General features: G+C 71.1%; 22 protein-coding genes. 7 read left to right on the forward strand and 15 right to left on the reverse strand.

Going from position 1 to position 26,920, the window contains the following annotated elements; genetic code table 11:
- The first annotated feature begins 19 nt into the window (after positions 1–19).
- Complete coding sequence (locus SALPAC2_RS0113295) at positions 20–1,237, forward strand: amino acid deaminase/aldolase (RefSeq protein WP_018217134.1); 1,218 nt, start codon at positions 20–22, stop codon at positions 1,235–1,237.
- Between the two features lie 75 nt (positions 1,238–1,312).
- Here the strand turns inward: SALPAC2_RS0113295 and SALPAC2_RS0113300 are convergent, their stop codons facing one another.
- Entirely contained in the window at positions 1,313–1,906 is a 594-nt protein-coding gene (locus SALPAC2_RS0113300) for a TetR family transcriptional regulator (RefSeq protein ID WP_018217135.1), read from the reverse strand.
- 224 nt (positions 1,907–2,130) lie between these two features.
- Here SALPAC2_RS0113300 and SALPAC2_RS0113305 point away from each other — a divergent pair, with 224 nt between their 5' ends.
- On the forward strand, positions 2,131–3,444 hold the full coding sequence (locus SALPAC2_RS0113305; protein WP_018217136.1) for a D-arabinono-1,4-lactone oxidase: 1,314 nt from the start codon (positions 2,131–2,133) through the stop codon (positions 3,442–3,444).
- 78 nt (positions 3,445–3,522) lie between these two features.
- Here SALPAC2_RS0113305 and topA read toward each other — a convergent pair whose 3' ends face one another.
- The 6 genes from topA to SALPAC2_RS0113335 all read right to left on the reverse strand — a co-directional run bounded on the left by topA (position 3,523) and on the right by SALPAC2_RS0113335 (position 11,505).
- Positions 3,523–6,351 carry a type I DNA topoisomerase gene (gene topA / locus SALPAC2_RS0113310; protein ID WP_018217137.1) on the reverse strand — a complete coding sequence of 943 codons (2,829 nt, stop codon included), beginning with the start codon at positions 6,349–6,351 and terminating at the stop codon, positions 3,523–3,525.
- A gap of 294 nt (positions 6,352–6,645) precedes the next feature.
- Entirely contained in the window at positions 6,646–7,422 is a 777-nt protein-coding gene (locus SALPAC2_RS0113315) for a hypothetical protein (protein ID WP_018217138.1), read from the reverse strand.
- Positions 7,413–7,949: a hypothetical protein gene (locus SALPAC2_RS0113320; RefSeq protein ID WP_026184707.1), complete on the reverse strand. Its 537-nt coding sequence runs from the start codon at positions 7,947–7,949 to the stop codon at positions 7,413–7,415. The genes SALPAC2_RS0113315 and SALPAC2_RS0113320 overlap by 10 nt, the downstream gene beginning before the upstream one ends.
- Positions 7,950–8,058: 109 nt before the next feature.
- Positions 8,059–10,407 carry a sodium-translocating pyrophosphatase gene (locus tag SALPAC2_RS0113325; RefSeq protein ID WP_018217140.1) on the reverse strand — a complete coding sequence of 783 codons (2,349 nt, stop codon included), beginning with the start codon at positions 10,405–10,407 and terminating at the stop codon, positions 8,059–8,061.
- Between the two features lie 328 nt (positions 10,408–10,735).
- A complete protein-coding gene (locus SALPAC2_RS0113330; RefSeq protein WP_018217141.1) occupies positions 10,736–11,170 on the reverse strand; it encodes an ATP-binding protein in 435 nt (144 codons plus the stop codon).
- The gene (locus SALPAC2_RS0113335; RefSeq protein ID WP_018217142.1) at positions 11,170–11,505 is read right to left on the reverse strand and encodes an STAS domain-containing protein; all 336 of its coding nucleotides are present in this window, start codon (positions 11,503–11,505) and stop codon (positions 11,170–11,172) included. The genes SALPAC2_RS0113330 and SALPAC2_RS0113335 overlap by 1 nt, the downstream gene beginning before the upstream one ends.
- Positions 11,506–11,657: 152 nt before the next feature.
- Here SALPAC2_RS0113335 and SALPAC2_RS0113340 point away from each other — a divergent pair, with 152 nt between their 5' ends.
- Together SALPAC2_RS0113340 and SALPAC2_RS0113345 are read left to right on the forward strand one after the other, a co-directional pair.
- On the forward strand, positions 11,658–14,066 hold the full coding sequence (locus SALPAC2_RS0113340) for a DEAD/DEAH box helicase (RefSeq protein ID WP_018217143.1): 2,409 nt from the start codon (positions 11,658–11,660) through the stop codon (positions 14,064–14,066).
- Positions 14,067–14,162: 96 nt separating this feature from the next.
- A complete protein-coding gene (locus tag SALPAC2_RS0113345) occupies positions 14,163–14,741 on the forward strand; it encodes an LURP-one-related/scramblase family protein (protein WP_018217144.1) in 579 nt (192 codons plus the stop codon).
- Positions 14,742–14,832: 91 nt separating this feature from the next.
- Here the strand turns inward: SALPAC2_RS0113345 and SALPAC2_RS0113350 are convergent, their stop codons facing one another.
- From SALPAC2_RS0113350 to ssd, 7 genes are read right to left on the reverse strand one after another with little or no spacing between them, the layout of a single operon-like run.
- Entirely contained in the window at positions 14,833–15,222 is a 390-nt protein-coding gene (locus SALPAC2_RS0113350; RefSeq protein WP_223874193.1) for an Rv3654c family TadE-like protein, read from the reverse strand.
- A 53-nt stretch (positions 15,223–15,275) separates the two neighbouring features.
- The gene (locus SALPAC2_RS0113355) at positions 15,276–15,680 is read right to left on the reverse strand and encodes a TadE family type IV pilus minor pilin (RefSeq protein ID WP_026184709.1); all 405 of its coding nucleotides are present in this window, start codon (positions 15,678–15,680) and stop codon (positions 15,276–15,278) included.
- Complete coding sequence (locus tag SALPAC2_RS26115; protein WP_018217146.1) at positions 15,677–15,844, reverse strand: DUF4244 domain-containing protein; 168 nt, start codon at positions 15,842–15,844, stop codon at positions 15,677–15,679. Before SALPAC2_RS26115 ends, SALPAC2_RS0113355 begins: the two co-directional genes overlap by 4 nt.
- Positions 15,845–15,869: 25 nt before the next feature.
- Positions 15,870–16,631, reverse strand: coding sequence for a type II secretion system F family protein (locus SALPAC2_RS0113365; RefSeq protein ID WP_018217147.1), 762 nt, complete (start codon positions 16,629–16,631; stop codon positions 15,870–15,872).
- Complete coding sequence (locus SALPAC2_RS0113370) at positions 16,628–17,623, reverse strand: type II secretion system F family protein (RefSeq protein ID WP_018217148.1); 996 nt, start codon at positions 17,621–17,623, stop codon at positions 16,628–16,630. The genes SALPAC2_RS0113365 and SALPAC2_RS0113370 overlap by 4 nt, the downstream gene beginning before the upstream one ends.
- Positions 17,620–18,825 carry a TadA family conjugal transfer-associated ATPase gene (locus SALPAC2_RS0113375; protein WP_018217149.1) on the reverse strand — a complete coding sequence of 402 codons (1,206 nt, stop codon included), beginning with the start codon at positions 18,823–18,825 and terminating at the stop codon, positions 17,620–17,622. Before SALPAC2_RS0113375 ends, SALPAC2_RS0113370 begins: the two co-directional genes overlap by 4 nt.
- On the reverse strand, positions 18,822–19,874 hold the full coding sequence (gene ssd / locus SALPAC2_RS0113380; protein ID WP_018217150.1) for a septum site-determining protein Ssd: 1,053 nt from the start codon (positions 19,872–19,874) through the stop codon (positions 18,822–18,824). The genes SALPAC2_RS0113375 and ssd overlap by 4 nt, the downstream gene beginning before the upstream one ends.
- A gap of 558 nt (positions 19,875–20,432) precedes the next feature.
- Between ssd and SALPAC2_RS0113385 the strand changes: the two genes are divergently transcribed.
- A complete protein-coding gene (locus SALPAC2_RS0113385; RefSeq protein WP_018217151.1) occupies positions 20,433–21,236 on the forward strand; it encodes an HAD family hydrolase in 804 nt (267 codons plus the stop codon).
- An 87-nt stretch (positions 21,237–21,323) separates the two neighbouring features.
- Here SALPAC2_RS0113385 and SALPAC2_RS0113390 read toward each other — a convergent pair whose 3' ends face one another.
- Positions 21,324–22,073, reverse strand: a complete 750-nt coding sequence (locus SALPAC2_RS0113390) for a Fic family protein (RefSeq protein WP_018217152.1) — start codon at positions 22,071–22,073, stop codon at positions 21,324–21,326.
- A 200-nt stretch (positions 22,074–22,273) separates the two neighbouring features.
- Here SALPAC2_RS0113390 and acs point away from each other — a divergent pair, with 200 nt between their 5' ends.
- Positions 22,274–24,259, forward strand: a complete 1,986-nt coding sequence (gene acs / locus SALPAC2_RS0113395; protein ID WP_018217153.1) for an acetate--CoA ligase — start codon at positions 22,274–22,276, stop codon at positions 24,257–24,259.
- A 237-nt stretch (positions 24,260–24,496) separates the two neighbouring features.
- Positions 24,497–26,905, forward strand: coding sequence for an immune inhibitor A domain-containing protein (locus tag SALPAC2_RS0113400; protein WP_018217154.1), 2,409 nt, complete (start codon positions 24,497–24,499; stop codon positions 26,903–26,905).
- Positions 26,906–26,920 lie beyond the last annotated feature (15 nt).

The following is a 26,920-nucleotide window of genomic DNA, read 5'->3' on the forward strand; positions in this document are numbered from 1 at the left end:
CGACCCCGGTCCGGCTAGCGTGCACCACGTGGCCCCCGACACCGCGGAACTGCGTGCCCGACTCGACCGCGCGACCGCCCGCCTCGACCCGCCGTACGCGGTGGTTGATCTCCGGGCGTTCGACGCCAACGCCACCGCCCTCGCCGAGCGCGCCCGCGGTAAGCCGGTCCGCCTGGCCAGCAAGTCGGTACGCTGCCGGACGCTGATCTCCCGGGCCCTGGCCACCCCCGGCTGGGCGGGTGTGCTGGCGTTCACCCTCGCCGAGGCACTCTGGCTGGTCCGCTGCGGGGTCACCGACGACGTGGTGGTGGCCTACCCCGCGACCGACCGGGCCGCGCTCGCCGAACTGGCCAGTGATCCGACGCTCGCCGCCGCGGTGACCCTGATGATCGACGATCCCGCCCAGCTCGATCTGGTGGACGCCGTTCGCGCCCCAGGTCACCGGCCCGAGCTGCGGGTCTGCCTGGACCTGGACGCCTCCTGGCGACCGCTGGGCGGGCGGCTGCACCTCGGGGTGCGCCGCTCCCCCGTACATGATCCACGGGCGGCCGGTGCGCTCGCCGCCGCCGTCGCCGCCCGACCCGGGTTCCGGCTGGTCGGACTGATGGCGTACGAGGCGCAGATCGCCGGGATGGGCGACGCGCCGCCGGGGCGGGCGCTGCTCGGCGCGGCGATCCGACTGGTTCAGCGCGGGTCGTACCGGGAGTTGCTGGCCCGCCGGAGTGCGGCGGTGGCGGCGGTCCGCGAGCACGCGGAGCTGGAGTTCGTCAACGGTGGTGGCACCGGCAGCCTGGCCGCCACCAGCGCCGACCCCGCGGTCACCGAGGTCGCCGCGGGCTCCGGGCTGTACGGGCCGACGCTCTTCGACACCTACCGGGCCTGGCGCCCGACCCCCGCCGCCTTCTTCGCCTGCGCGGTGGCGCGCCGGCCGGCGCCGGGCTACGCCACCGTGCTCGGCGGCGGCTGGATCGCCTCCGGGCCGGCCGAACGCAGTCGCCTCCCCCGCCCGGTCCTCCCGGCCGGCCTCCGGTTGGTCGGCGCGGAGGGCGCCGGTGAGGTGCAGACTCCGCTGACCGGCCGGGGAGCCGACACGCTTCGGATCGGCGACCGGGTCTGGTTCCGGCACGCCAAGGCCGGCGAGCTCGCCGAGCACGTCAACGAGCTCCACCTGGTGGAGACGGAGACCGTCGCAGCGGCCGCCGCCACCTACCGCGGTGAGGGGTGGGCCTTCCTCTGAGGACCCACCCCGGACGTCCGGGGCCGGAGCCCGCCGGCCGGACCGGTTTGGGACGTCCGGGCGGGTGAACACCGATCAGGCTGGCTGGACGACCTCCACCGGCCGGTCCACGCCCCCCCGAGCGTCGAGCTGGCGGTACAGGTACTCCCGAATCAACGCCTTCGCCTCGACGAGCACCCGGTCATCGCCCTCCTGCCGCCGGCGGAACGCCAGCTGGATGAGCGCATCAGCACCCTCGACCGCGATCTCGAGGTGGAACTGGAGCTCCGGGACGTCGGTGAGTCCGAAGCGCTCGGTGAGGACCCGGGCGAGTTGATCCGCGATCACCCCGTTGTTGTCCCGCTGCTCATCGAGCAGGTGCAGGTCGACCACGTCGCCGAAGTGCAGGGTACGGAACCCGGGAACGGTGCGGTGCATCGTGATGTACTCGTCGATCGCCGCGTCGACCCCGTCCCACCAGTGGGTCAGGTCATCCGAGGCGAACCTCTCGTCGAGCCGCTGGAGATAGGACTCCATCGTGCGCAGGGTCAACGCCTGCACGATTGCCCGTTTGTCCGGAAAGAACTGGTAGACCGACCCGATCGCCACCTCGGCGCGCTCGGCGAGCAGCGTCGTGGTCAGCCCCTCGTACCCCACCTCGTCGACGAGCTCCGCACAGGCGTCCAGCATTCGCTGGACCCGAGCGACACTTCGACCCTGCACCGGTACGCGGCGCAGCGGCCCGGTCGTGGCGGCTGGTGTGGACACTCGCCACCCCCCTTCGACGGAAGAACATATATCTGCACGTCACGAGTCCGTGACTACCGGTACAACGAGCGGAACTCGATTACGGTATTTACCAGGCACAACGTTCCTGATATGAAGTCACTTCACATTCATTTCGAGGAGCGTCCATGGCCGCTACCGCAAGCTCCGTCAGCGCCTGGTCCAACTGGGCCGGCAATCAGCGTGGCACCGCCACCAGCGTGCTCCGTCCCACGTCAAGCGCGGAAATAGCGGCGGCGGTACGGGCCGCCGTAGCGGCCGGAGAGCGGATCCGCCCAGTCGGCAGTGGCCACTCCTTCACCCCGGTCGCCCGGACCGACGGTCATCGGATGGAGCTGACGGGCCTGACCGACGAGGTACGGGTCGATCTCGATCGGCGGCTGGTCACGGTCCCCGCCGGCACCACGCTGCGCGCCCTCAACCGACTGCTCGCCGGCTACGGGCTGGCCCTGCCGAACCTGGGTGACATCGACGCGCAGACGGTAGCCGGCGCGATCTCGACCGGCACCCACGGCACCGGCGCCCAACACGGCTGTCTGTCCACCTTCGTCACCGCATTAACCATGGTCACCGGCGCCGGCGAGGTGCTGCACTGCTCCGCCGACGAGCACCCGGATGTCTTCGCCGCCGCCCGGGTCTCGCTCGGCGCGCTCGGCGTCCTAGTCGACGTCACCCTGAGCTGTGTGGACGCGTTCGTACTGCACGCACATGAGCGGCCCGCGCCGCTGGCCGCGGTGCTGGCCGAGGTACCCGAGTTGGTCGAGCGACACGACCACGTCGAGTTCTACTGGTTCCCCTACACCGATCGGGTCCAGGTCAAGAGCAACGACCGGGTGCCCGTCAACGACCGTCCGCTGCCGCACTGGCACCGCTGGCTCAACGACGAGTTCCTCTCCAACACGGTTCTCGCCGGGGCCTGCCGGCTCGGCCGGGCCATACCGGCACTCGCCCCCGGCATCAGCTCTGTCGCCGCGCGGGTGCTCACCGAGCGCCGCTACACCGGCCCCTCCGACGCGGTTTTCTGCAGCCCACGTCGGGTCCGCTTCGTCGAGATGGAGTACGCGCTGCCCCGCGCGGCCCTCGCCCCGGCCCTGGCCGACCTGCGCCGGATCGTGGACCGGCTGCCGGTCAAAGTCCTCTTCCCGGTCGAGGTCCGGTTCAGCGCCGCCGACGACGTCTGGCTCTCGCACGGCTACGGCCGGGACTCCGCGTACCTCGCCGTCCACCAGTACGTGGGGATGCCGTACGAGCCGTACTTCCGCGCCGTCGAAGAGCTGGCCGAAGGGCTTGGCGGCCGGCCGCACTGGGGCAAACTGCACTGGCGCGACGCGGCCTCCCTGGCCCCCGCCTATCCCAGGTGGGACAGCTTCCAGGCCGTCCGGGACCGGCTCGACCCGCACCGGGTGTTCGCCAGCGAACACCTGTCCCGCGTCCTCGGCTGACGCGCCCCGGATCGTCCGGCCGCGGCTGGCGCAGCCCCGGCCCGTCCCGCCGCGGCTGACCGCAGGCCGGCGGATTCGTTACTCCGCCGCGCTGCCCGCCCGCTTCGACGGCTTGGCCGCGGCGCTCTTCGCCGCCGTCGTCTTGGCCGCCGCGGCGCTCTTCTTCGTCGCCGTCGCCTTCTTCGCCGTCGTCTTCTTCGCCGTCGCTTTCTTCGCCGTCGTCTTCTTGGCCGGCGCGGCCTTCTTGGCCGCCTTCTTCCGCGGCGCCGGGCCCTTCGCCCGCTTCTCGGCGAGCATCTCCGACGCCTGCTCCAGGCTCAGCGCCTCCGGGGTCTGCCCCCGCCGCAACGACGCGTTGGTCTCCCCGTCGGTCACGTACGGCCCGAACCGGCCATCCTTGATGACCAGCGGCTTCTCGGTCAGCGGGTCGGCGCCCAACTCCCGCAGCGGAGGTGCGGGAGCCCGACGCTGCCGGGTCTTCGGGGCGGCCAGCAGCGCCAGCGCCTCGTCCAGCGTGACCGTGAACATCTGCTCTTCGGACTCCAGCGACCGAAACTCCTCGCCCCGCTTCACGTACGGGCCGTAGCGGCCGTTGTTCGCGAAGACCTCGTTGCCCTCCGGGTCAACACCGACCAGCCGCGGCAGGGTCAGCAGCCGCAGCGCCTCGTCGAGGGTGAGGGCGTCCGGCGACTGGGAGCGCAGCAGGGACGACTTCCGCTCCCCGCTGGCCACGTAGGGGCCGAACCGGCCCGACTTGAGCAAAATCGGCTCGCCGGTGGCCGGATCCTCCCCGAGCTTGCGCTCGCCACCGCCACCGAGGAAAAGCTCGTGCACCTTCTCCGGCGTCAACTCATCCGGGGCCAGCCCCTCCGGAATCGGAGCCCGGTCGCCCTGACCACCGCCCTCCTCACCGTCGACGGCAGCCGCCTCCCCGGGCAACTCCCGCTGCAGGTACGGCCCGTAACGGCCCACCCGGACCACGACCGGACGCCCCTGGTCGTCGCTGAAGAGCGGAATCGAGTTGACGCTCCGCGCGTCGATCTCACTCAGGTTCTCAGTGACCAGCTTCTTCAGCCCACCGGAGCGGGCGATGTCCTGGTCACCGGCGCCGTTGGTGGTGCCGAAGTAGAACGCGGTGAGGAAGTCCACCGCCGCGTGGTCGCCGCCGGCGATCTCGTCCAGCTCGTTCTCCATGCTGGCGGTGAAGCCATAGTCGATCAGGCGCGGGTAGTGCCGCTCCATCAGCCCGACCACGGCGAAGGCCAGGAACGACGGGATCATCGCCTGACCGCGCTTGACGACGTACCCCCGGTCCTGGATGGTCTGCATGATCGACGCGTAGGTGGAGGGACGGCCGATGCCCAGCTCCTCCAGCGCCTTGACCAGGGACGCCTCGGTGTAACGGGCGGGCGGCTGGGTGTGGTGCTCCTGCGCGGCGAGCTGCTCGGCGGTGAGCGGCTGGTCCTTCACCAGCGTCGGTAGGCGCCGCTCGGCATCCTCCGCCTCGGCGTTCTCGTCGTCGCTGGACTCCACGTAGGCGCGGAGGAAGCCCGGGTCGGTGATGGTCTTGCCGGTGGCGCCGAAGTCCGCCTCCTCACCGGCCGCCGTGACGGCGCGGATCCGCACCGAGACGCTGGAGCCCACGGCGTCGGTCATCTGGGAGGCGACGGTGCGCCGCCAGATCAGCTCGTAGAGCTTGTACTCCTCAACCGACAGCTCGTTGCGCAGCTCACCGGGGGTGCGGAAGGTGTCGCCCGCGGGGCGGATCGCCTCATGCGCCTCCTGCGCGTTCTTCACCTTGCCGGTGTAGCGACGCGGCTCCGGCGGGACGCAACGTTCCCCGTACAGCTCGACGATCTGCTGCCGGGCCGCGGCGATGGCGGTCTCCGACAGGTTCACCGAGTCGGTACGCATATAGGTGATGTAGCCGTTCTCATAGAGCCGCTGCGCGGTGCGCATCGTCTGCTGCGAGGAGAAACGCAGCTTACGGGCCGACTCCTGCTGCAGCGTCGAGGTGATGAACGGCGCGTACGGGCGGCGACGGTACGGCTTCTCCTCGACCCGGGTAACCGTGAACGGCCGATCCGCCAGCCGGGCGGCCAGCCCCTGGGCCCCGCCCTCGTCCAGGTGCACCACACCGGCGCCGGGACGGACCCGCCCGGTGGTCGGCTCGAAGTCCTTGCCGGTGGCGATCCGGTCACCGTTGAGCGCGACCAGGGTGGCGGTGAAAGTGCGGGGTCCCGCGCCGGGCTGTTCGGCGGCGAGCGTGGCGAGGATGTCCCAGTACTCGGCGCTGCGGAACGCCATCCGCTGCCGCTCCCGCTCGACCACGATGCGGGTCGCCACCGACTGCACCCGGCCCGCCGAGAGCTTCGGCATGACCTTCTTCCACAGCACCGGGGACACCTCGTAGCCGTACAACCGGTCGAGGATGCGGCGGGCCTCCTGGGCGTCAACCAGATCGCGGTCGATTTCCCGCGGGTTCGCCACGGCGGCCCGGATCGCCGCTTTGGTGATCTCGTGGAAGACCATCCGCTTGACCGGAACCTTCGGCTTGAGGGTCTCCACCAGGTGCCAGGCGATCGCCTCGCCCTCCCGGTCCTCATCCGTGGCCAGGAGAATCTCGTCAACCTCCCGGGCCAGCTTGGTCAACTTGCTGATCTGCTGCCGGCGGTCGGGGGAGACGACGTAGAGGGCGTGGAAGCCGTTGTCGACATCGACGCCGAGCCGGGCCCACGCCTCGCCCTTGTACTTCGCCGGCACATCGGCGGCGTTCCGCGGCAGGTCGCGGACGTGCCCGAAACTGGCCTCCACGACGTACCCCGGGCCGAGGTAGCCCGAGATCGTCTTGGCCTTCGCCGGGGACTCGACGATGACCAGACGGGTGGTTCCAGCATTGCTCGGCACGTCTCTCTCCGACCTCACTTCCGCATCGCGACCGCCGTGGTGTCCGGTACGGGGCGCATTGACCCCGCCGGTGCCCCAACAGTCCGGATGTCCAACGTAACGCGTCATCCGGGATTCCGGTTTCGTGGGCGACAAACACCGGAGGGACCCGACCGGCGTCACCGTACACTGCCCGTAGGCCCGACCACCGCTTCCCGTGACGAACGGGACCCAACGCACCCGGTCGGGGCGGGGTGCCGTCGCAGGAGCTGCCCGCCGCCCGCCCCGACGCAACGGCGTCGCGAGCGCCGCCGCTCAACCGCGGTACGGCCAGGCCACCGGGGGCACGGCGGGGGGTGGGTCGCCGACCAGTTCGGCGAAGCGGTTCAGCAGGCGCCGTCCGGTGATCCGGTAGGCCAGGCCGTCCGGCCCCGACTCCGGCACCGCGGGCAACCCCACCGCGGCGAGCGCTGCCCCCACCCGCTGGTGGGCGGCCAGCCCGAGGCGGAGCAGGACCTCGGAGTCCGCCATCGAACCGGCCGCGACGAACCACAGCCGCAACCCCCGCCCATCCAGGTGGAAGGCGTCGGGCGGGTGCTTCACCGAGCCGCACAGCCACGCCGCCACGAGCGGTTTCAGCACCGTCGTGTACGCCGTCCGCACGGAATGCCGGCCACCCCCCGCGGCCGCCCAGCTCGTGGGGAGGTGTCGCGCCGCCAACTCGGCGACCAGCACGTGCACCCGCCAGGCGTCGTCAACCACCACGGCCAGGCGGGCGGTGCCCCCCATCACGGACCCCTCGGCCGGTCCGGCGAGCAGGCCGGCCAGGTCGGTGACGGCGGGTTCGGTGGCCTCGGCGCCGAAGAGGGCGAGCTGACGACCCGCGTCGTGACCTCGTTGCCGGCGATCCGCCGGGTCGACCCGGGCGGCGGCCACACCCGGACGCGCGGCCCGGGCGATGGCCGCACCCGGACGCGCGGCCCGGTCGGCGTGGCTCCGGGTGGCGCGGCTCCGGGTAGCGGGCGGGTCCAGCTGGGGCGCCGGGAAGAGCCCCGGCGCCGGCTCCCCGTCCAACGGCCCGGTCAACGGCACTCGGGGACCTCGGCGAAGGCGCGGGTCAGCTCCTCCGAGTTCAGGTTACTGGCATCCAAAGCGCTGGCCTCGTACTCCTGGTTCAGGGTCTGGACCGCATCCCGTACCCCGTCGTAGAAGGCGGTGGACTGGCTCGTGCTGAGGCTGTCGATGGAGTCCCGGGCCTTGGCGTACGCGTCCCGCATCTGCGCCAGCGCCGCACGGACCCGCTCGGACACCTCGGCGCCCCGCTCCGCGTCGGGGACGCCGGCCTGCTCCACCCGGCGCCGCGCCGTCTCGCTGGCCTGCGCCGCCCCGTCGAAGAGCCGCACGAGATTCTCCTGGGCCTGAGCCGGACTGGTCTGGGCGGTCATCTGCTGGTCGGTGCTACTGGTGAGCTTGCTGATCTCGGCTCGCCAGGGGGTCAGGGCGGAGCAGACCGAGGTCGCCCACGCCCCAGGGCTCGGCCCACCACCGCATCCGGCGATCAGGACAACCGCAGCCAGCATCGCCGCCAGCCTTCCGGCTGTCGCCCGGCACACACGCATGCGTTGCAGCGTACGGTGTCGCGCCGTCCCGTACCGCGATCAGGTTCGCCGGGCATCCGCACCGCCGCCCTCCCGACGCGGGCCGGGCGGGCGGCGGTGCGGGGGCAGGTCAGGCCCGGACCGCCTCCGGACGTTGTTCCGGGCTGCCCGTGCCCGCGCCGGGATCCGACATCGACACACCCTGCCGCTTACTGAACAGTACGGCGGCCACAATGATCAGGGTCGCGACCACCGCGATCGAGATCCGCAGCCCGGTGTTGCGGTCGTCGCCCACGCTCCAGGCCACCACGGCCGGCGCGATCAGCAGCGAGACCAGGTTCATCACCTTGAGCAGCGGGTTGATCGCCGGGCCGGCGGTGTCCTTGAAGGGGTCGCCGACGGTGTCGCCGATAACCGTCGCGGAGTGCGCCTCGGAGCCCTTGCCGCCGTACGCGCCATCCTCGACCATCTTCTTGCTGTTGTCCCAGGCGCCGCCGGAGTTGGCCAGGAAGACGGCCATCAGGGTGCCGGCCCCGATCGCCCCGGCCAGGTAGGACGCGAGCGCGCCCGGCCCGAGCCCGAAGCCGACCGCGATCGGCGCCATGATCGCCAGCAGGCCGGGGGTCATCAGCTCCCGCTGCGCGTCCCGGGTGCAGATGTCGACGACCTTGCCGTACTCGGGGCGCTGGGTACGGTCCATGATCCCGGGCAGTTCCCGGAACTGCCGGCGAACCTCCATCACCACCGCCCCCGCCGAACGGGACACGGCGTTGATGGCCAACCCGGAGAAGAGGAAGACCACCGCGGCACCGATGATCAGGCCGACCAGGTTCCGCGGGTTCGCCACGTTCAGCGAGTTGAGAATCTCGCCACCGACATCGGTGATGCCCGCGTCGGCGTACGCGATGCGCAGCGTGTCGGTGTACGAGCCGAAGAGCGCGGTCGCGGCCAGTACCGCGGTGGCGATCGCGATGCCCTTGGTGATCGCCTTGGTGGTGTTGCCGACCGCGTCCAGCTCGGTCAGCGTGCGGGCGCCGTCCGCGTCGATGTCGCCGGACATCTCCGCCACGCCCTGGGCGTTGTCGGAGATCGGACCGAAGGTGTCCATCGCGACGATGACGCCGACCGTGGTGAGCAGTCCGGTACCGGCCAGCGCGACCGCGAACAGCGACAGCGTGATGGAGCTGCCGCCGAGCAGGAAGGCGCCGAAGACGCCCGCCCCGATCAGCAGCGCCGAGTAGACCGCGGACTCCAGGCCGACGCCGATGCCGGCGAGGATGACGGTGGCCGGACCAGTCTGCGAGCTGCGGCCGATGTCCTGCACCGGGCGCCGTTCGGTCTCGGTGAAGTAACCGGTCAGCGCCTGGATCGCGGCGGCCAGCACGATACCGATGACGACCGCGCCGATGGCCACCAGTCGCGGGTTCTGGTCCACGTCGGCCAGTCCCTGGGTCAACTCGGCGAAGCTGGCCGGCAGGTACGCCCAGGCGGCGATGGCCACCAGCACCGCGGAGATGAGCGCGGAGGCGTAGAAGGCCCGGTTGATAGCGGTCAGCCCGGAACGGTCCGAGGTGCGCAGCCGGGTGATGAAGACGCCGATGATCGCGACGATCACCCCGATGCCGGAGACGATCAGCGGGAAGACCAGCCCCTGCTCACCGAAGGCGGCCCGGCCGAGGATCAGCGCGGCGACCAGGGTCACCGCGTACGACTCGAACAGGTCGGCGGCCATGCCGGCGCAGTCGCCCACGTTGTCGCCCACGTTGTCGGCGATGGTGGCGGCGTTGCGCGGATCGTCCTCGGGGATTCCCTGCTCCACCTTGCCGACCAGGTCGGCGCCGACATCGGCGGCTTTGGTGAAGATGCCGCCACCGACCCGCATGAACATGGCGAGCAGCGCGGCACCGAAGCCGAAGCCCTCCAGCACGGTCGGGGCGTCGCTCCGGTAGAAGAGGACGACCAGTGCCGCGCCGAGGAGACCGAGGCCGACGGTGAGGAAGCCGACGACGCCACCGGTGCGGAACGCGATCCGCATGGCGGCCTCCCGGCCACCCACCCGTTCCCGGGCCGCGGCGGCGACCCGCAGGTTGGCCCGGGTCGCCAGCCACATGCCGGCTCCCCCGATGAACGCGCTGAAGAGTGCGCCGATGACGAAGAAGGCCGATCGGCCGATCTTCACGGCGGTTTCGCTGCCGTCGGTCTCGTGCACCGGCAGCAGGAAGAGCAGCAGCACGGCGACGACCACGAAGATCGCCAGGGTACGGAACTGCCGGAACAGGTACGCCGAGGCGCCCTCCTGCACCGCACCCGAGATTTCCTGCATATTGGTGGTGCCCCTGCCGGCGGCCAGCACGGTCCGCGTCAGCCCGGCGGCGAAAGCCAGCGCCACGGCCGCGATCACGGCGGCGAGAACCACCAACGTGACATTGTTCCCGGTTAGGGAGATCCCGCCGCCCTCGGCGGCCAAGGTGTCGGACATCTGTGTCCTCCTGTACCGAACGCTCGCGCCGACCGTGGAGACGCAGGGCCGGCGCCTGGATGCGGTGTCGCAAGCACGCGCCAACCCACCGAGCGGACCAGCGATGGAGCACCGTTCCCGCTGGCTGCGGAAGGGTTCACTTGCTGACAACCCGGGTACTGTAGCCCTCCGCAGTGTCCGAGGTCACACCTAGTGGTCATCGTGTCGGAATGATCTTCATCGCTGTGCTATGAGCGAAACTCTGATATAGCGAAGCGCCGATCGAGATCAAGAGGACAGCCGAGGTCCGTTTCGGACAGCGGTAGAGCCGGGCGGCACTCCAGCGCGCTCAGCGCTCGAGCGGCCACACCATCTGCACCTCGGTGCCAATGCCCCCGTCCGCCGGACGTACCAGGAGGTCATCGACGAAGCCGGCAAGCAACGCGAATCCGACGCCGGTGGTCAAGGCGTCCTCACTGAGCGGCTCGCGGGCCAGTTCGTACGGCGGCAATGCCGCAAGATCTGCGCCGGCCTCGATCGGCGCCCGGTCCACCACCCGGACGGCATAAGTCCCGTCATCGGACATTTCGACCCGCACCGGGTCAGACAGGTTGTGCTGCTGGTGCAGCGCCACCGCCCGGGTGCACGCCTCACCAATCGCCAGTCGCACCTCGTCCAGCAGGCCCTGCCGGACCCCCGCGCGTCGCGCCACGGCGACACCAACCAGCCGCGCCGTACGAACGTGCACCGGCGCGGGCGAGAAGGAGAGACGGACCACGGCCATCACGCGCCGGTCGCCGCGTCAACCGTCGGATACAGCGGGAAAACCTGGTCAAGCGCGGTAATCCGGAAGATCTTCAACAGCGGCTCCCGGTCACAGACCAACGCGAAGGAGCCACCGGCGGTCCGCAGCCGTTTGAGGACACCCACCAGCACGCCGAGCCCGGTGGAATCGAGGAAATCGACCCGGCCCAGGTCAACCACGACGTGCTCGACCCCCGAATCGATCAACTCGAACAGGTTTTCCCGGAGCTGCGGGGCGGTGTAGACATCCACCTCACCGCCGACCACGACCACCGCGAACTCCCCCACGGTGCGCGTCGCCAGCGACAGCTCCATCAGACCCTCCTCGCAAGAGCCGTAAACTCTCCCCGGGCATTCAACCATCACCACCGGTAATACTGGTTACCAGCAGCGCCCCGGCAGGCAGGCACCTCAGCCCCCCGGGACCAACGCTACCCATCCCCGAACACCCGTGCGAGTGTGCAGACGTGACCTCCGACAGCCCGGCGCCCCGGCCGCGGCGCCCCGGCCGGCCGGGGCCACCCGGGGCTGCCCGTGCCGCAACCCCCGGCCCGTCCCCGGTAGAGCTGCTGGGTCAGCTCCGCGCCCGGCACGACACCGACCCGGTAACCCACGTCGAACGGGTACCCGCCCGCGCCGGCGAGCCCGCGCCCTGGCCCAGCTGGGTCCCGGCGGAACTGCGCGTGGCACTCACCCGGCAGGGCGTGGACGCACCGTGGCGGCACCAGGCCGAAGCCGCCAACCTCGCCCACGCCGGCAGCCACGTCGTCGTCGCCACCGGCACAGCGTCCGGCAAGTCCCTGGCCTACCAGCTACCGGCGCTGTCGACACTGCTCACCGACCCCCGCGCCACCGTGCTCTACCTCGCTCCCACCAAGGCACTCGCCGTTGACCAGCTCCGGGCCGTCACCGAGCTGGAGCTGGACGGAGTGCGCCCCGCCTGCTACGACGGCGACACCCCCCGAGCCGAACGGGAGTGGATCCGGCAGCACGCGCGGTTCGTGCTGACCAACCCCGACATGCTGCACCACGGCATCCTGCCCGGTCACGCCCAGTGGGCGAGGTTCCTGCGCCGGCTCGCGTACGTGGTGGTGGACGAGTGCCACAGCTACCGGGGCGTCTTCGGCTCGCAGGTCGCACACGTGCTGCGCCGGCTGCGCCGGCAGTGCACCCGAATCGGTCGTACGCCGGTCTTCGTACTGGCCTCCGCCACCTCGGGTGACCCGGCCGCGACCGCCGAACGGCTCACCGGCCTGCCCGTGGCGGCCGTCACAACAGACACCTCGCCCCACGGCGGAGTGACCTTCGCGCTGTGGGAGCCGCCGACGCTGCCCGCCCCGCCCGACTCCCCCGACGACACCGACCTCGCGCCGGTACGACGATCCGCGCTGCGCGAAACCGCCGACCTGCTCGCCGACGCGGTCGCCGCCGGGGTCCGCACGCTCGCCTTCGTCCGGTCCCGACGGGGGGCCGAGGCGGTGGCCGCCAACGCCCGGCGGTCCCTCGACGAGGCGTTCTCCGGGCTGGGTGACCAGGTGGCCGCCTACCGCGCCGGCTACCTGCGGGAGGAGCGACGCGAGCTGGAACGGTCTCTGCTCAGCGGTGAACTGCGCGGACTGGCCTCGACCAACGCCCTCGAGCTCGGCGTCGACCTAGTCGGGCTGGACGCGGTGCTGATCTGCGGCTACCCCGGCACCCGCGCCTCGCTCTGGCAGCAGGCGGGGCGGGCCGGCCGCTCCGGCCAGGAGGCGCTGGCGGTGCTGGTGGCCCGGGACGACCCGCTCGACAGCTACCTCGTCCACCACCCCGAGGCGGTCTTCGGGACCCCGGTCGAGGCGACCGTACTCGACCCCACCAATCCGTACGTGCTCCGGCCGCAGCTCGCCTGCGCCGCAGCCGAGGCGCCACTCACCCCGGCGGACCTGGACCTGTTTGGGGCGGGTGCGAAGGAGGCGGTGGACGCCCTGGTCGAGGCCGGTGCGCTCCGGCAACGCCCCACCGGGTGGTACTGGCGCCACCGAGAGCGTCCCCAGGTGGAGCTCCGTGGTGGAGACGGCGCCCCGATCTGCGTGGTGGAGACCGCGACCGGGCGACTCCTCGGCACGGTCGACGGCGGGTCGTCGCACTTCCTGCTGCACCCCGGGGCGGTCTACCTGCACCAGGGCATCTCGTACGTGGTCGACACCCTCGACCTCGCCGACGGGTGCGCACTGGTGCACCCCGAGGAGCCGGACTGGTCCACCCACGCCCGTGATGTCACCTCGCTGTCGGTGGCGGCAGTCCGGTCGTACGTGGACGCCGGGCCGGTCGGGCTCTTCCTCGGTGAGGTCGACGTGACCAGCCAGGTGGTGTCGTACCAGCGCCGCCGGATCGCCACCGGCGAGATCATCGACACCCGCCCCCTGGACCTGCCGGCCCGGGAGCTGCGGACCGTGGCGGTGTGGTTCACGCTCTCGCCGGAATCCCTCACTGCGGGCGGAGTCGACCCCGCCGACGTACCGGGCGCGCTGCACGCCGCCGAGCACGCCGCGATCGGGTTGCTGCCACTGACCGCCACCTGCGACCGGTGGGACATCGGCGGGTTGTCCACCGCGGCACACCCCGACACCGGGGCACCAACCATCTTCGTCTACGACGGACACTCCGGCGGGGCCGGTTTCGCCGAGCGGGCGTACGGCACGGCGGCGACGTGGCTGCGGGCGACCCGGGACGTGGTCACGGAGTGTGACTGCGAGTCCGGCTGCCCGTCCTGCGTCCAGTCCCCGAAGTGTGGTAATGGCAACAACCCGCTGTCCAAGGCGGACGCGATTCGGGTCCTCGACATCGTGCTGGCTAACCTGCTGTCCGGAGTGGCGCGGGCCAGCTGGGGGTCCTGAGCGCCAACGGGCCTGGGCTCCGCGCACCGACGGCGCGCGGAACGCCGACAACCCCTGCCCCCGGTCCAGCCCGCTTGAACCGAAAGGAATTTTTTCATGCAACCCGACACCCTTCAGACTCACCAGCAGTTCCACATCCGCCAGCGAATCCGGTTGGCCGTCAACCAGTACCAGGTTCACGCCGTCGCCGCGGACGGCTCGGAGGGGGGTCTGCTGGCGTTCGCCCAGCAGAAACGGCTCGCCTTCAAGGAACAGGTGACCATCTACACTGACGACACACAGCAGCAGCCGCTGCTCGGATTCAAGGCACGGCAGCGCCTCGACCTAGGCGCCACTTACGACGTCACTGATCAAGCCGGAAACCCGATCGGCCTGTTCCGCAAAGACTTCGCGAAGTCCCTGCTGCGCTCCACGTGGCATCTCGAGCAGGACGGATTGCCCCAGTTCACCGGGGCGGAACGGTCCCTGCCGGTCGCTCTGCTCCGCCGCTTCGTCGATTCGCTCTCCTGGCTGCCCTACCACTTCGATTTCGTCGCCGACGACCAGCCGGCCTTCTCGGTCGTCAAGAAGTGGGGTCTCCGCGACCGGTATGTCGTGCAGATCCACAACCCACAGCTCGATCGCCGGCTGGTCATCGCCATGGCGATCGGACTGGACGCGCTCCAGTCCCGCTGATCCGTTGGCGCTACCAGCCCCCGAAGGCCCGGCTCACCGTGCACGGCTGGTAGCGCCCGCACCAGCGGAGACGGCCCGGGGGCCCGCGTGCTCACCCACGCAGCGGGCCGGCCCGGGCGCGCCCGGTCGCGGCCCGGACCAGGCCCGGCAACACGGTGGCGGTCACCTCCGCGGTGACCAACAGATCCAGCCCGTCGAGCCGGCAGTCGACGAGCCGGCCGCCGTTCGCGGTCACGATCGCTCGGGCCGACTCACACGCGGTGGTGACTCCGAGCACGGCGTCTGCCGCCCCAGCGAGCGCACCCAGGTCGGCCGCGACACCTGCCTGCTGTCGGGCCACCCGAGCCACCCCAACCGCCATGCCCGCCACCCCGAAGACCACGAATGCGAGGCCGACCGCGAGCAGCAGGACCGTGGCACCGCCCCGGTCGCCACCAGCACACACCCGCCCCCATTTTTCGCCGGTCGCCCGCTGCCCCAACCAAGCCCTCCGGTCCCAACCGGCGGAGCGGCGGCCCCCGCTTCCACTGCCGGTCACCCTCCTACTCCGGATCCACCGACGACAGCTTCGACCGGCGGGAACAGCTCAGGGCCGGGTTCGACCGCGGCCACAGTCGTCGCCGTGACCGTCAGTCGGGGAATCCGCGTCCCGAGGCCCCGGACCGGGGCGCGAACAGTGACGCGTACCCGCTGCCCGTCTTTGTCGATCGACACCCTGGCTCCGGGTGGGGCGAGCGCGCGGGCCACGGCCCACCCATCTGCACCCCGAGATACCGCGACCGCCGCCTCCCGTGCCGCGTGCAGAGCGGTGCCCTTGGTGCCCACCGCGTCAACCGCCGTCAGACCAACGAACAGGAGTAAGAGCAATGCCGGCAGGCCGGCCGCCAGTTCAGCGGTGAAGGAGCCCCGGTCGCGGCCGGCCCACCGGCACCGCCTCACTGAAGTGCCCGGTCAATGATGCCGGTCAACGCGGCCTGCACACTGTCAGAGGTAAGCACCTTGAGTAGGAGCCCGGCGAAGGCGACTGCGGCGAGCGTGCCGACAGCGTATTCGGCGGTGTTCATCCCGGCGTCGCCTCGAAGTCGGGCGGTGATTCTGCGCATGTCCGTGGTCCTTTCTCGAGATCGGTCAGAGCACGTCACCGAGAACGGCGACGATCACCGGCACTAGGCCGGCGAGAATGAAGGCCGGTAGGAAGCAGAGCCCCAACGGCAGCACAATCAGCACCCCGGAACGGCGGGCTGTCGCCTCGGCCGCCGCAGCCCGGTCGGCCCGCAGATCCTCGGCGAGACGGGTCAACGCGCCCGCCAGGGAGGCACCGCTGGTTGCCGAGCGGAGCGCGGCACCGACCAGGCGCTCGGCGCCGGGCACCGCCGCAAGCGATGACCAGGCCTCCGCGGGCTCCGCTCCGAGGCGGAGCAGGCGCCCGACCCGGACGAGTCGCTCGGCGAGGGGCCCATCGAGCGACTCCGCCACCGCCAGTACCGACCGGTCGACCGGGGCGCCGGCGCGCATCGCCGACGCGAGCAGGTCAGCAGCGAGCGGCAGGGCCGCGTTCTCCCGTCGACGCCGCTCCCGGACGGCCGGTGACTCGACCCGACGGAGCAGGCGGTCGAGCAGCACCGCGGCGGGCGGGGCCCCGAGCAGGCCCGGCACTCCACCGGCCAGCACAGCGAGCGCCACCGCCGCGAGCACTGCGACGAGCCGGATCGCGCGCCGCCGGTGGCGGGACTCCTCCGGGATCGCACCCGCCGGTCTGATCAGTGGCGGGCCGGGCGGGACCCGGTTGAGGTCACGCAGCCGACGGACCGGACGACGCCTCCGCCATCCGAGTCTGCTCAGCAGGGCTGGCACGGCCCAACGTTCGGCAGTCAGCACCGGCGGGGTCATCCGAGTTCCCCGCCGGGGACCGCGGTGAGCCGCTCCGTCCAGAACAACCCGGCGACCTGGAGCACGACAGCGAGGACCGCGCAGCTACCGCCGGCCGCCGAGTGCAGTAGCACCGCGACCGGGTCAACACCGATGCCGTACCCCAGGGCGATGCCACCGATCGGAAGCGCCGCGAGCAGCCAGGCGGTCGCCCGCGCCCCGGCCGCCTGCGCCGCTGCCGTGGCCCGGCCCCGGTCAGCGGCGCGGGCGTCCACGTCGATCCGATCCAGCAGGTCAGCGAGGGGCGCACCGGTACGATCAGCGAGCCGGACAGCCGCCCGGATCAAGGTGCCGCCCGGACCTCCGGCCGTCGACAGCGCCGTGGACTGGCCCACGGGCAGACCGGCGCGCAGGTCAGCGGCGAGATCACAGAGCTGGTCGAGGTGACGGCGGCGAAGCTGGTCGGCCTGCCGGGTCGCCCGTCGTCGCAGCAGCGCCCGGACTCCCAACGTGCCATACGCGCCGGTGACCACGGCCGCGACCGGACCGCCCAGCAGGGCACCCACGGCGGCGGCCAGGACCCCCGAGAGCACCAGCGTGCGCCGGGGTGCCGCCGCCAGGGGGTGATACCAGGCAGAACGTGGCGGGGGCCCCGCGCTCCACGCACCGGAGACCGCACCATCCTGGCGGGCACCAGACATCGGGTGCGCCATCCTGCTCGGACGCCTCGAGTCACGCCGGGATGGCGGCCCTGCCGAATGGCCCTGCCCGCGCTGCTGGGGCCGCGTCCCGGCCGGCTTCGACCGCGCCACATCCCGCACCACCCCGCGCCCAGGTCCGGTCGGCGGGGTGCTGTGCCGCAGGCTGGCCACCCAGGTCACCAGTGGGTCGTCGGCGGCACCCGCGCCGCTGCTGGGCTGGACCCGTTGCCGGGCGAGCCGGGTCACCATCCACACCGCGACCACTGTTAGGGCTACCAGGAGCAGCGGTAGCAGGAGCTGGGTCGGGGTCATCCCACACCTACCGGACCGGGCTGGGACTCCCGCAGGATCGGTGGGACCGGCACCTTCCGCTCGCCCAGCAGCTCGGCCAGCGTCCGGGCCGCTGGCCCGGGCCCACCAGCGCGATCCCACGCCGGAACCGCCCTGACCAGCCGATCAGGGCCATCCGGCAGGAGCAGGCAGATGGAATCCAGCACCCGCCCCCGATCCGCGCGGCGTACCTGCAGCACCACCTGGAGTGCGGCCGCAACCTGGGCGTGCAGTGCGGGGCGGGGCAATCCACCGAGGAGACCGAGTGCCTCGAGTCGAGCCGGCACGTCCGAGGGGGTGTTGGCATGCAGCGTCCCGGCGCCTCCCTCGTGACCGGTATTCATCGCCACCAACAGGTCCACGACCTCCCGGCCCCGGCACTCGCCGACGACGAGCCGGTCCGGTCGCATCCGCAGCGCCTGCCGGACCAGGTCGGTCAGGCCCACCGCGCCCATGCCCTCCACATTCGCTGTGCGCGCCTGCAGCCCGACGACGTGCGGATGCGCCGGGTGCAGTTCAGCCGCGTCCTCCACCAGCACGATCCGTTCCGTGCCGGGAACGAGGCCGAGTAGCGTGTTGAGCAATGTGGTCTTGCCAGAACCGGTGCCGCCGATCACGAGGTACGCGAGCCGGGCCGCCACCACAGCGGCCAGCACCGGGGCGACCGCCCGCGGCACGGCCCCCTGACCGGCCAGCTCGTCGAGCGTGAACGGTCGCTGCCGGAAGGTCCGCAGGGATAGGTACGGACCGTCGGTGGCCACCGGTGGCAGGACCGCATGTAGCCGGGTGCCGTCAGCGAGTCGCGCGTCAACGTACGGTGAGCCGTCGTCCAGCCGCCGGCCGGCGCTGGCGGCGAGTCGCTGCGCGAGCCGGCGGACGTCGTCCACCGAGCCCACCGGCACCGCGACCTCTTTCAGGCCCTCCCCCCGGTCGACCCAGACGTGAACGTTGTTGACGAGAACATCGGTGACCTTTGGGTCGGCCAACAGTGGTGCCAGCGGACCGGCGCCCACCAGGTCGTCGTGCACCCGGTCGGCGAGGCGGAGCAGCGTGGTATCGCCGAGCACCGCGGCGGCCGGCTCGGCGCGTACGGCGGAGACAATCGCCGCCGGGGTGACCGGCGTTGAGGAGGACACGATTCGCTGTCGGACCCGCGCGGCGAGGCCATCGTCCGTCGTGGTCATGCCGCACCCGGCGCCGTACCGGTCAGTTCGTTGAGGAGCCGTTGGCACAGGGTGGCCAGTGGGCCCCGCCCGTCCGCCGCCGGCGCTTCACCCCGTTCCAGGCCGCGGCCGAGTGCCGGCTCCAGACGCAGCGTGCCGGCCAACGGCAACCCAAGCGTCCGCGCGAGTTCGGTGGCCTTGAGTCGGCCGGGGGCGGGACCACGGACGATCAGGGAGAGGTTGGGACAGTGTGGTGCGGCGGCGCTGACCACCCGAGCGGCAGCAGCGGTGGCGCGGAGCTCAGCGGGTACCACGACGAGGGCCCGGTCGACCGACTGCAGGGCGGTTACCGCCGCGTCATCCAGGTGCCGGGGTAGATCAACCACGACCACGTCGCGAGCCCGCCGGGCCGCGTCGAGGGTCGCCGCCATCGCCACAGTCGGCAACGACCGAAGATCACCTCGGTCCCACGAGAGGACCACCAGGTCGCCCCGGCTGGGCAGGGCCCGGACCAGCGACGCGGCGTCCACCCGACCGTCGGCGTCGGTCAGCGCGGGCCAGCGCAGTCCGCCCAGTTGTTCCCAGCCGAGCACCAGGTCCAGCCCGCCCCCGAGGGGGTCTGCGTCCACCAGCAGCGTCCGCAGGCGGGAGCGGGCCGCCGTGACAGCGAGCCCGCCAGCAAGGACGCTGGCGCCGGCGCCGCCCCGTCCGCCGAGGACGGCGACGGCCCGGGCCGCTGCCGGTTCAGGTTGCTCCGGGCCGCACTCGACGAACCGGTCGACCAGCCAGGGCTCGGCCGCGGGCAGGACGGCCACGAACTCGGCACCCATCAGGTCGGCCACATCCCGGCCGGGATCAAGATGCCCGGCGTGGCCGACCAGCACCAACCGCCGCCGGTGCGGCAGCCGCGCCCGGAGGCATGGCTGTGCCTGGTCGCTGCCGACCAGGACCAACGGCGCGGGGGCCCAGCGGGATCGGGCGGCTACCGGATCCGGTGCGAGGTCAACTTCGACGCCACCGGCTGCGGCGAGCCGCAGCAGGTCGTCGAGGAGCACATCGTCGGAGGTCACGAGAAGGGGCAGGCGGCGCGGGGGTGGTACGTCGGGGCGAGGTGGCATCACGGCCTCCAGCAGTCGGCTCGGGCTTCGCTGGACTGGAAGCCTTCGCCGCCCGACTGACCCGAGGGTGACACCGGCTGCCGGCCTGTGGATGAGCACGGCACCTGTGGACGGATTCCACCGAAAAAGTTGATCTGCTATGCCCGCACCGGCTGTCGGCCTGCGATCGCGCCATCACCCCCATAAAGGGACGACCCCCGTCGGGGGGAAGACGGGGGTCGTCGGGTTCGGCTCCGGGGGGGGCGAGCCGAACCGCTCAGCGGTCACGGGGGCGCAACCGCCGAGGGCCTGCCGGTTGTCCGAAAGATGAACGCCTGTTGTGTCGACAGTCTGCCTGAGTGAACCTGGTTACGTCGAGTGGCGCCGCTTCCACTCCCTGCTAAATTCAGCGCGGAAGGGTGGTCACGGTCACTCAGAACAGGCCTGCAGTCGATCACATCGCACACGTCCGAGGGGTTGACGGACCCGGGCCCCCGCAGACGATAGACCATCGGGCTAGACTTGCGCGCCGTGGGCCGAAGCGCCGCTTTTTTCGATCTGGATAAGACCGTCATCGCCAAGTCAAGTGCACTGGCGTTCGGTCGGCCGTTCTATCGAGATGGGCTGATAACCCGACGAGACGTTGTCAAGTCGGCGTACGCGCAGCTGATGTTCCGGCTGGGCGGCTCCGACGAGCAGACCATGGCCCGGACCCGGGACTATCTCGCCGCGCTGTGCAAGGGCTGGCAGGTGGAGCAGGTCCGCCAGATCGTCGCGGAGACCCTCCACGAGCTGATCAACCCCTACGTGTACGCCGAAGCCGCTGCCCTGATCGAGGAGCACCAGGCTGCCGGCCGGGACGTCGTGCTGGTCTCGGCCTCCGGAGAGGAGATGGTCCGGCCGATCGGGGCGCTGCTCGGGGTTACCGATGTGATCGCCACCCGGATGGCCGTGGTGGACGGCCACTACAGCGGAGAGATCGAGTTTTACGCGGCCGGCCCGGCCAAGGTGGACGCGGTGGGCGAGCTGGCACTCACGCGGGGCTACGACCTCAGCGGCTCGTACGCCTACTCGGACTCGTACACGGACCGCCCGTTGTTGGAGTGCGTCGGCCATCCGACCGCGGTCAATCCGGACCGCCAGCTACGCAGGCTCGCCGGGGAGAACTCCTGGCCGGTGCTGGAGTTCCGGCACCCGATTCCACTGGGGCGTCGGTTGCGGGACCGCCCCGCCGTGCCGGTCGCCGCCGCCGCGCTCGGCGTCGGGGTTGGCGTGGCGATCGGCATCGCCTGGTACGGCCGGTACCGTCGGGCCCGGGCTGCCCCGACGACCTGACCGCCGCGGCCGGCTGCGGGCCGGACCGGGCTCGGGGCAGGTCGGGCGGGAAAAGCCACGGGGTCGGGGTAGGTCGGGCGGGGAACGTTACGGGGTCGCGGCGAGCACCTCGTCGCCAATAGCGGTGAGCTGGTCGGCGCCCACCTCGACGGCGCTCAGACAGTGCCGCAGCCACGAGCGAAGCCCATCCGGGGTTCCGGTGGCGAAGGCCCCGGCCGAGCCGACGTACTCCGGCTCCCGCTCCCGATGCCCGACGTCCACGGCGAGCAGGCCCCGCGGGTCAACGCCCCGGGACATCAGCACCAGCCGGGCGGCAGCACGGGCGACCACCCCGGAGGGGCCGGCGAAGGGCCGCAGGTTCAACAGCTCACCGTGGACAACCGCGGCGAGCACCAGCGGCGGAGCCGTGGTTCCCCCGGCCACCAGGGCGGCCAGCCCGTCCAGCCGGGCCGCCACCACCGCGTCGGGCACCGGGCGTCCCAGGTCGGTCTCCGGCACCAGCTCCCGCGCGGCGAGCACGTGCAGCTTCGCGAGCGCCTGCCGGGGCGCTTTCGGCCAAAGGTCGGTCAGCCCGGGTAGCGCCCCGGCGACCCGCAGCGCACCCTGTAGCACGGGCTCGGTGACGGTACCGGCACGAACCTCCTCGCGATCATGGGTGTGCCCCTCAAGGGCCGCGCTGGCCACCGCGCAGCGGAGGCTTACCTCCGCGGCGACCCGACCGCCGTGCCGGCGCAGGGCGCGGTGCCGCTGCGCCTGGTCGAAGCGCTCGCGGGCCCGCTCCACGGCAGCGGCGACATCGGCGAGGGCAAGTAGCGGGGCGAGCGGGTCATCGGTCACCCCGCCACGTTAACGGGACCGCTCGTACTCCCCGCGGGGTGCCATGCCACCCGGCGCGCAGCCGGCCGGGTGGCATGCCGCCTGGCGCGGGGGAGGCTCCGTTCGGCGCGATCCGTTGCTCTCGACTGTCGCCTGCGCCCGGCCGGCGGGCTAACCTCTGCACCGAGACGCAGGTCACCCCAAGCGACGAGGGAGCAGGCATGAGCGAGGCATTGGCCAACCTGTTGCACGAGACGCGCCAGTTCCCGCCGCCGGCCGAGCTCGCCGCGAGCGCCAACGTCACCAGTGCGGCGTACGCCGCGGCGGACGCCGACCGGCTGGCCTTCTGGGAACGGCAGGCCCAGCGACTGACCTGGACAAAGCCGTGGGACCGGGTACTCGACTGGTCGAAGCCGCCGTTCGCGAAGTGGTTCGTCGGCGGTCAGCTCAACGTGGCGTACAACTGCCTGGACCGGCACGTCGAGGCCGGCCGGGGTGACCGGGTCGCGATCCACTGGGAGGGCGAGCCGGGTGACACTCGGACGATCACCTACGCGGAACTTACGAAGCTGACCTGCCAGGCCGCGAACGTGCTGACCGAGCTCGGGGTGAGGGCCGGCGACCGGGTGGCGATCTACCTGCCGATGGTGCCGGAGGCCGTGGTGGCGATGCTGGCCTGCGCCCGGATCGGCGCCACCCACAGTGTGGTCTTCGGCGGCTTCTCCGCCGACGCGTTGACAAATCGGATTCAGGACGCCGCGGCGAAGGTGGTGGTGACCGCCGACGGCGGCTACCGGCGGGGTCGGCCCTCCGCGCTCAAACCGACCGTGGACGAGGCGGTGTCGAACTGCCCGTCGGTGGAGCACGTGCTGGTGGTCCGTCGCACCGGCGAGGAGTGCGCCTGGTCGGCGAAGGACCGTTGGTGGCACGAGACGGTCGGGCGGGCGTCGGCCGAGCACCAGGCCGTCGCCTTCGACGCCGAGCATCCGCTGTTCATCCTCTACACCAGCGGCACCACCGCGCGTCCGAAGGGGATTTTGCACACCAGCGGCGGCTACCTGACCCAGGCCTCGTACACGATGCACGGGGTCTTCGACCTGAAACCGGAGAGCGATGTCTACTGGTGCACCGCCGACGTCGGCTGGGTCACCGGCCATTCGTACATCGTGTACGGCACGCTCTCCAACGGCGCCACCCAGGTCATGTACGAGGGCACTCCGGACACCCCGCACCGGGGCCGGTTCTGGGAACTGGTCGACAAGTACCGGGTGACGATCCTCTACACCGCCCCGACCCTCATCCGCACGATGATGAAGTGGGGTGAGGAGATCCCCGCCGGGTTCGAGTTGTCCTCCCTGCGCCTGCTGGGCAGCGTCGGCGAGCCGATCAACCCGGAGGCCTGGATCTGGTACCGGCAGCACGTCGGCGGGGGAAAGCTACCGATTGTGGATACCTGGTGGCAGACCGAGACCGGCGCCATCATGATCTCTCCGCTGCCCGGGGTTACCCACGCCAAGCCGGGGTCGGCGATGACCCCGCTACCGGGGATCAACGGCGACGTGGTGGACGACCAGGGGCAGCCGGTGCCCAACGGCGGCGGCGGCTACCTGGTGATTCGGGACCCGTGGCCGTCGATGCTGCGGACCATCTGGGGCGACGACAACCGGTTCGTGGAGACATACTGGTCGCGCTTCGGCGCCGGTGCGGGTGTCGGCGACGACTGGGTCTACTTCGCCGGGGACGGCGCCAAGAAGGACGACGAAGGCCACATCTGGCTGCTCGGCCGAGTGGACGACGTGATGTTGGTGTCCGGGCACAACATCTCCACCACCGAGGTGGAGTCGGCCCTGGTGTCGCACCCGTCGGTGGCAGAGGCGGCGGTGGTCGGCGCGACGGATCCGACCACGGGGCAGGCGATCGTTGCTTTCGCCATCCCCCGAGCCAGCGCTGAGACCGAGGGGGCGGCGGGGGCGCAGCTCATCGCGGACCTGCGTACCCACGTCGCGCGCACGTTGGGCCCGATCGCGAAGCCGCGGCAGATCATGCTCGTACCGGAGCTTCCGAAGACCCGCTCCGGCAAGATCATGCGACGGTTGCTGCGGGATGTGGCGGAGAACCGGTCGCTGGGCGACGTGACCACGCTGCAGGACTCCTCGGTGATGGAGCTCATCGCCACCGGCATGGGCGCTGGCAGGGGCGAGGACTGAGCCGGAGCGCATCGGCGGTGCCGGCCAGCTGCGGGGGTGTCAGCTGGCCGGCAGGTGTATGACGCCGGAACGCCTGGCAAACAACTTCTTGCAACAAAGTGTCCGGACAGTCTTCCCCTCATCAGCAACGATGTCTATCTTCACCAGTGGTCCCACCCGTGGGATCGCCGCACCGGCCCATGCCCCCGCTAGGCCGGTTTCCTTCACACCCGGAGGTACCGCGTGCGCAAAGTCGCAGTGGGTCTACTCGGGCTCTCGCTGACGGCAACGGGACTGGCGGTCGGACCATCCGCCAGCGCCGCGCCGAAGCTCCAGCAGCCGACATCGGCTCCCTCAGCCGCAGAGCCTGATCACGTTGACCACGATCTGCCCAACCCGCTCGAGGAGAAGCGACGGGCGCTACGCCAGGAGGGCCTGAGCAGCGTCCTCTCCGGCGAGGCGACATCGCAGCGAGTCAACGGCAGCACTGTCGTCAAGGTCGGTGAGACGGACGGCGGTTCCCCGACCGCCCGTGGTCACCGTGGCAAGAAGGACCAGTACGTCGAACTCTCCCGGGAGAACACGGACCGGATCTTCGTGATCCTGGCCGAGTTCGGCAACGAGCGGCACCCGGCCTATCCCGACCAGGACACCGCCCCCACCTGGCCGGGCCCGGCGCGGTTCGACGGCCCGCTGCACAACGAGATCCCGGAGCCCAACCGGGCGCTGGACAACTCCACGAGCTGGCAGGCGGACTACAGCGCCGACCACTTCCGGACGTTGTACTTCGGCGACGCGGACGGCGACGAATCGGTCAAGCAGTACTTCGAGGCCCAGTCCTCGGGCCGGTACAGCGTCGAGGGCACGGTCACCGACTGGGTCAAGGTCCAGTACAACGCGGCCCGCTACGGCCGTTCCCTGGACGACCCGACCGACGCCAACGGTGACGACCCGGCGGTCTGCGGCGGCAGAGTCTGCACCAACGTCTGGACCCTGGTGCGGGACGCCGCGAACCAGTGGGTCGCCGACCAGAAGGCCGCTGGCCGTACCGACGCGGAGATCGCCGATGATCTCCGGGCGATGGACCGGTGGGACCGGTACGACCACGACTCCGACGGCGACTTCAACGAGCCGGACGGCTACATCGACCACTTCCAGATCGTCCACTCCGGTGGCGACATGGCCAACAGCGACCCGCACCAGGGCGAGGACGCGATCTGGAGCCACCGGTGGTACGCGTTCGCGTCCGACCAGGGCCGCACCGGCCCGCCGAACTTCCCGGCGGGCGGCACCCAGATCGGCGACACCGGCATCTGGATCGGTGACTACACGATCCAGCCGGAAAACGGCGGACGCAGCGTCTTCTACCACGAGTACGCGCACGACCTCGGTCTGCCGGACGACTACAACGTGGTTAGTGGCGGCGACAACAACAACGAGCACTGGACGCTGATGGCCCAGAGCCGGCTCGGTGCCGAGGGCGACGGTGGCATCGGCGAGCGCGGCGGCGACCTGGGTGCCTGGAACAAGCTCCAGCTCGGCTGGCTCGACTACGAGGTGGTCGTCGCGGGGCAGAAGCGCACCATGACCCTCGGCCCACAGGCATACAACTCCAAGAAGCCGCAGGCCGCCGTGGTCGTGCTCCCGAAGCGCGAGTACGAGTTCGACAACGGCGCACCGTTCGCCGGCACGAAGCAGTTCTTCTCCGGCAACGAGGACGGCCTCAACAACACGATGACCCGGACGCTCGACCTCACCGGGAAATCGTCGGCCGCGTTGACGATGAAGGGCCGCTACAGCATCGAGGCCGACTACGACTACCTCTTCTTCGAGGTGTCGGAGGATGGTGGGGACACCTGGACGCCGCTGCCCGGTACCGCCGACGGCACGCCGTTCAAGGAGATCTCCCCCGGTCGGTTCGCCCTCGACGGTAGTAGCAACGACGAGTGGGTCGACGTCAACCTTCCGATGGACGCCCAGGCTGGGAAGTCAGTCCAGTTCCGGCTGCGCTACCAGACCGACGGTGGGGTCTCCGAGGGCGGCTTCTTCGGCGACGAGATCACGGTCACCGCCGACGGCGAGACGATCCTCAACGACGGTGGGGAGACCGGGGCCGGTGACTGGAACCTCGCCGGCTGGAGCATCGCCGAGGAGAAGTACACCCAGCTCTTCGACAACTACTACATCGCCGGCCACCGGTCGTACGTCTCGTACGACAAGTACCTGGAGACCGGGCCGTACTACTTCGGGTACGCGAACACCCGCCCGGACTGGGTGGACCACTACGCGTACCAGGAGGGTCTGCTGATCTCCTACTGGAACACCCGCTGGGCGGACAACGACACGTTCGCGCACCCGGGTGAGGGGCGCAACCTCTACATCGACTCGCGCCCGCGGCCGATCTACAACCTGACCGGCGAGCCATGGCGGGCCCGGGTCCAGGTGTACGACGCGCCGTTCAGCCTCCAGAAGGCGGACTCGTTCACGCTGCACATCGACAGCCAGCCGCAGTACATCCGCGGCCAGGCCGCGCAGCCGCTCTTCGACGACACCCAGAAGTACTGGTACGAGGAGCTGCCCAACCACGGGGTGAAGCTCCCCGCGACCGGCACGAAGATCGAGGTGCTGAAGCAGAAGGGCACGTCGATCAAGGTCCGCTTCAAGTAACGAGAACCACACGAG

Origin of the sequence: Salinispora vitiensis, from assembly GCF_000378825.1 — a bacterium.
GTDB classification, from domain to species: Bacteria; Actinomycetota; Actinomycetes; order Mycobacteriales; family Micromonosporaceae; genus Micromonospora; species Micromonospora vitiensis.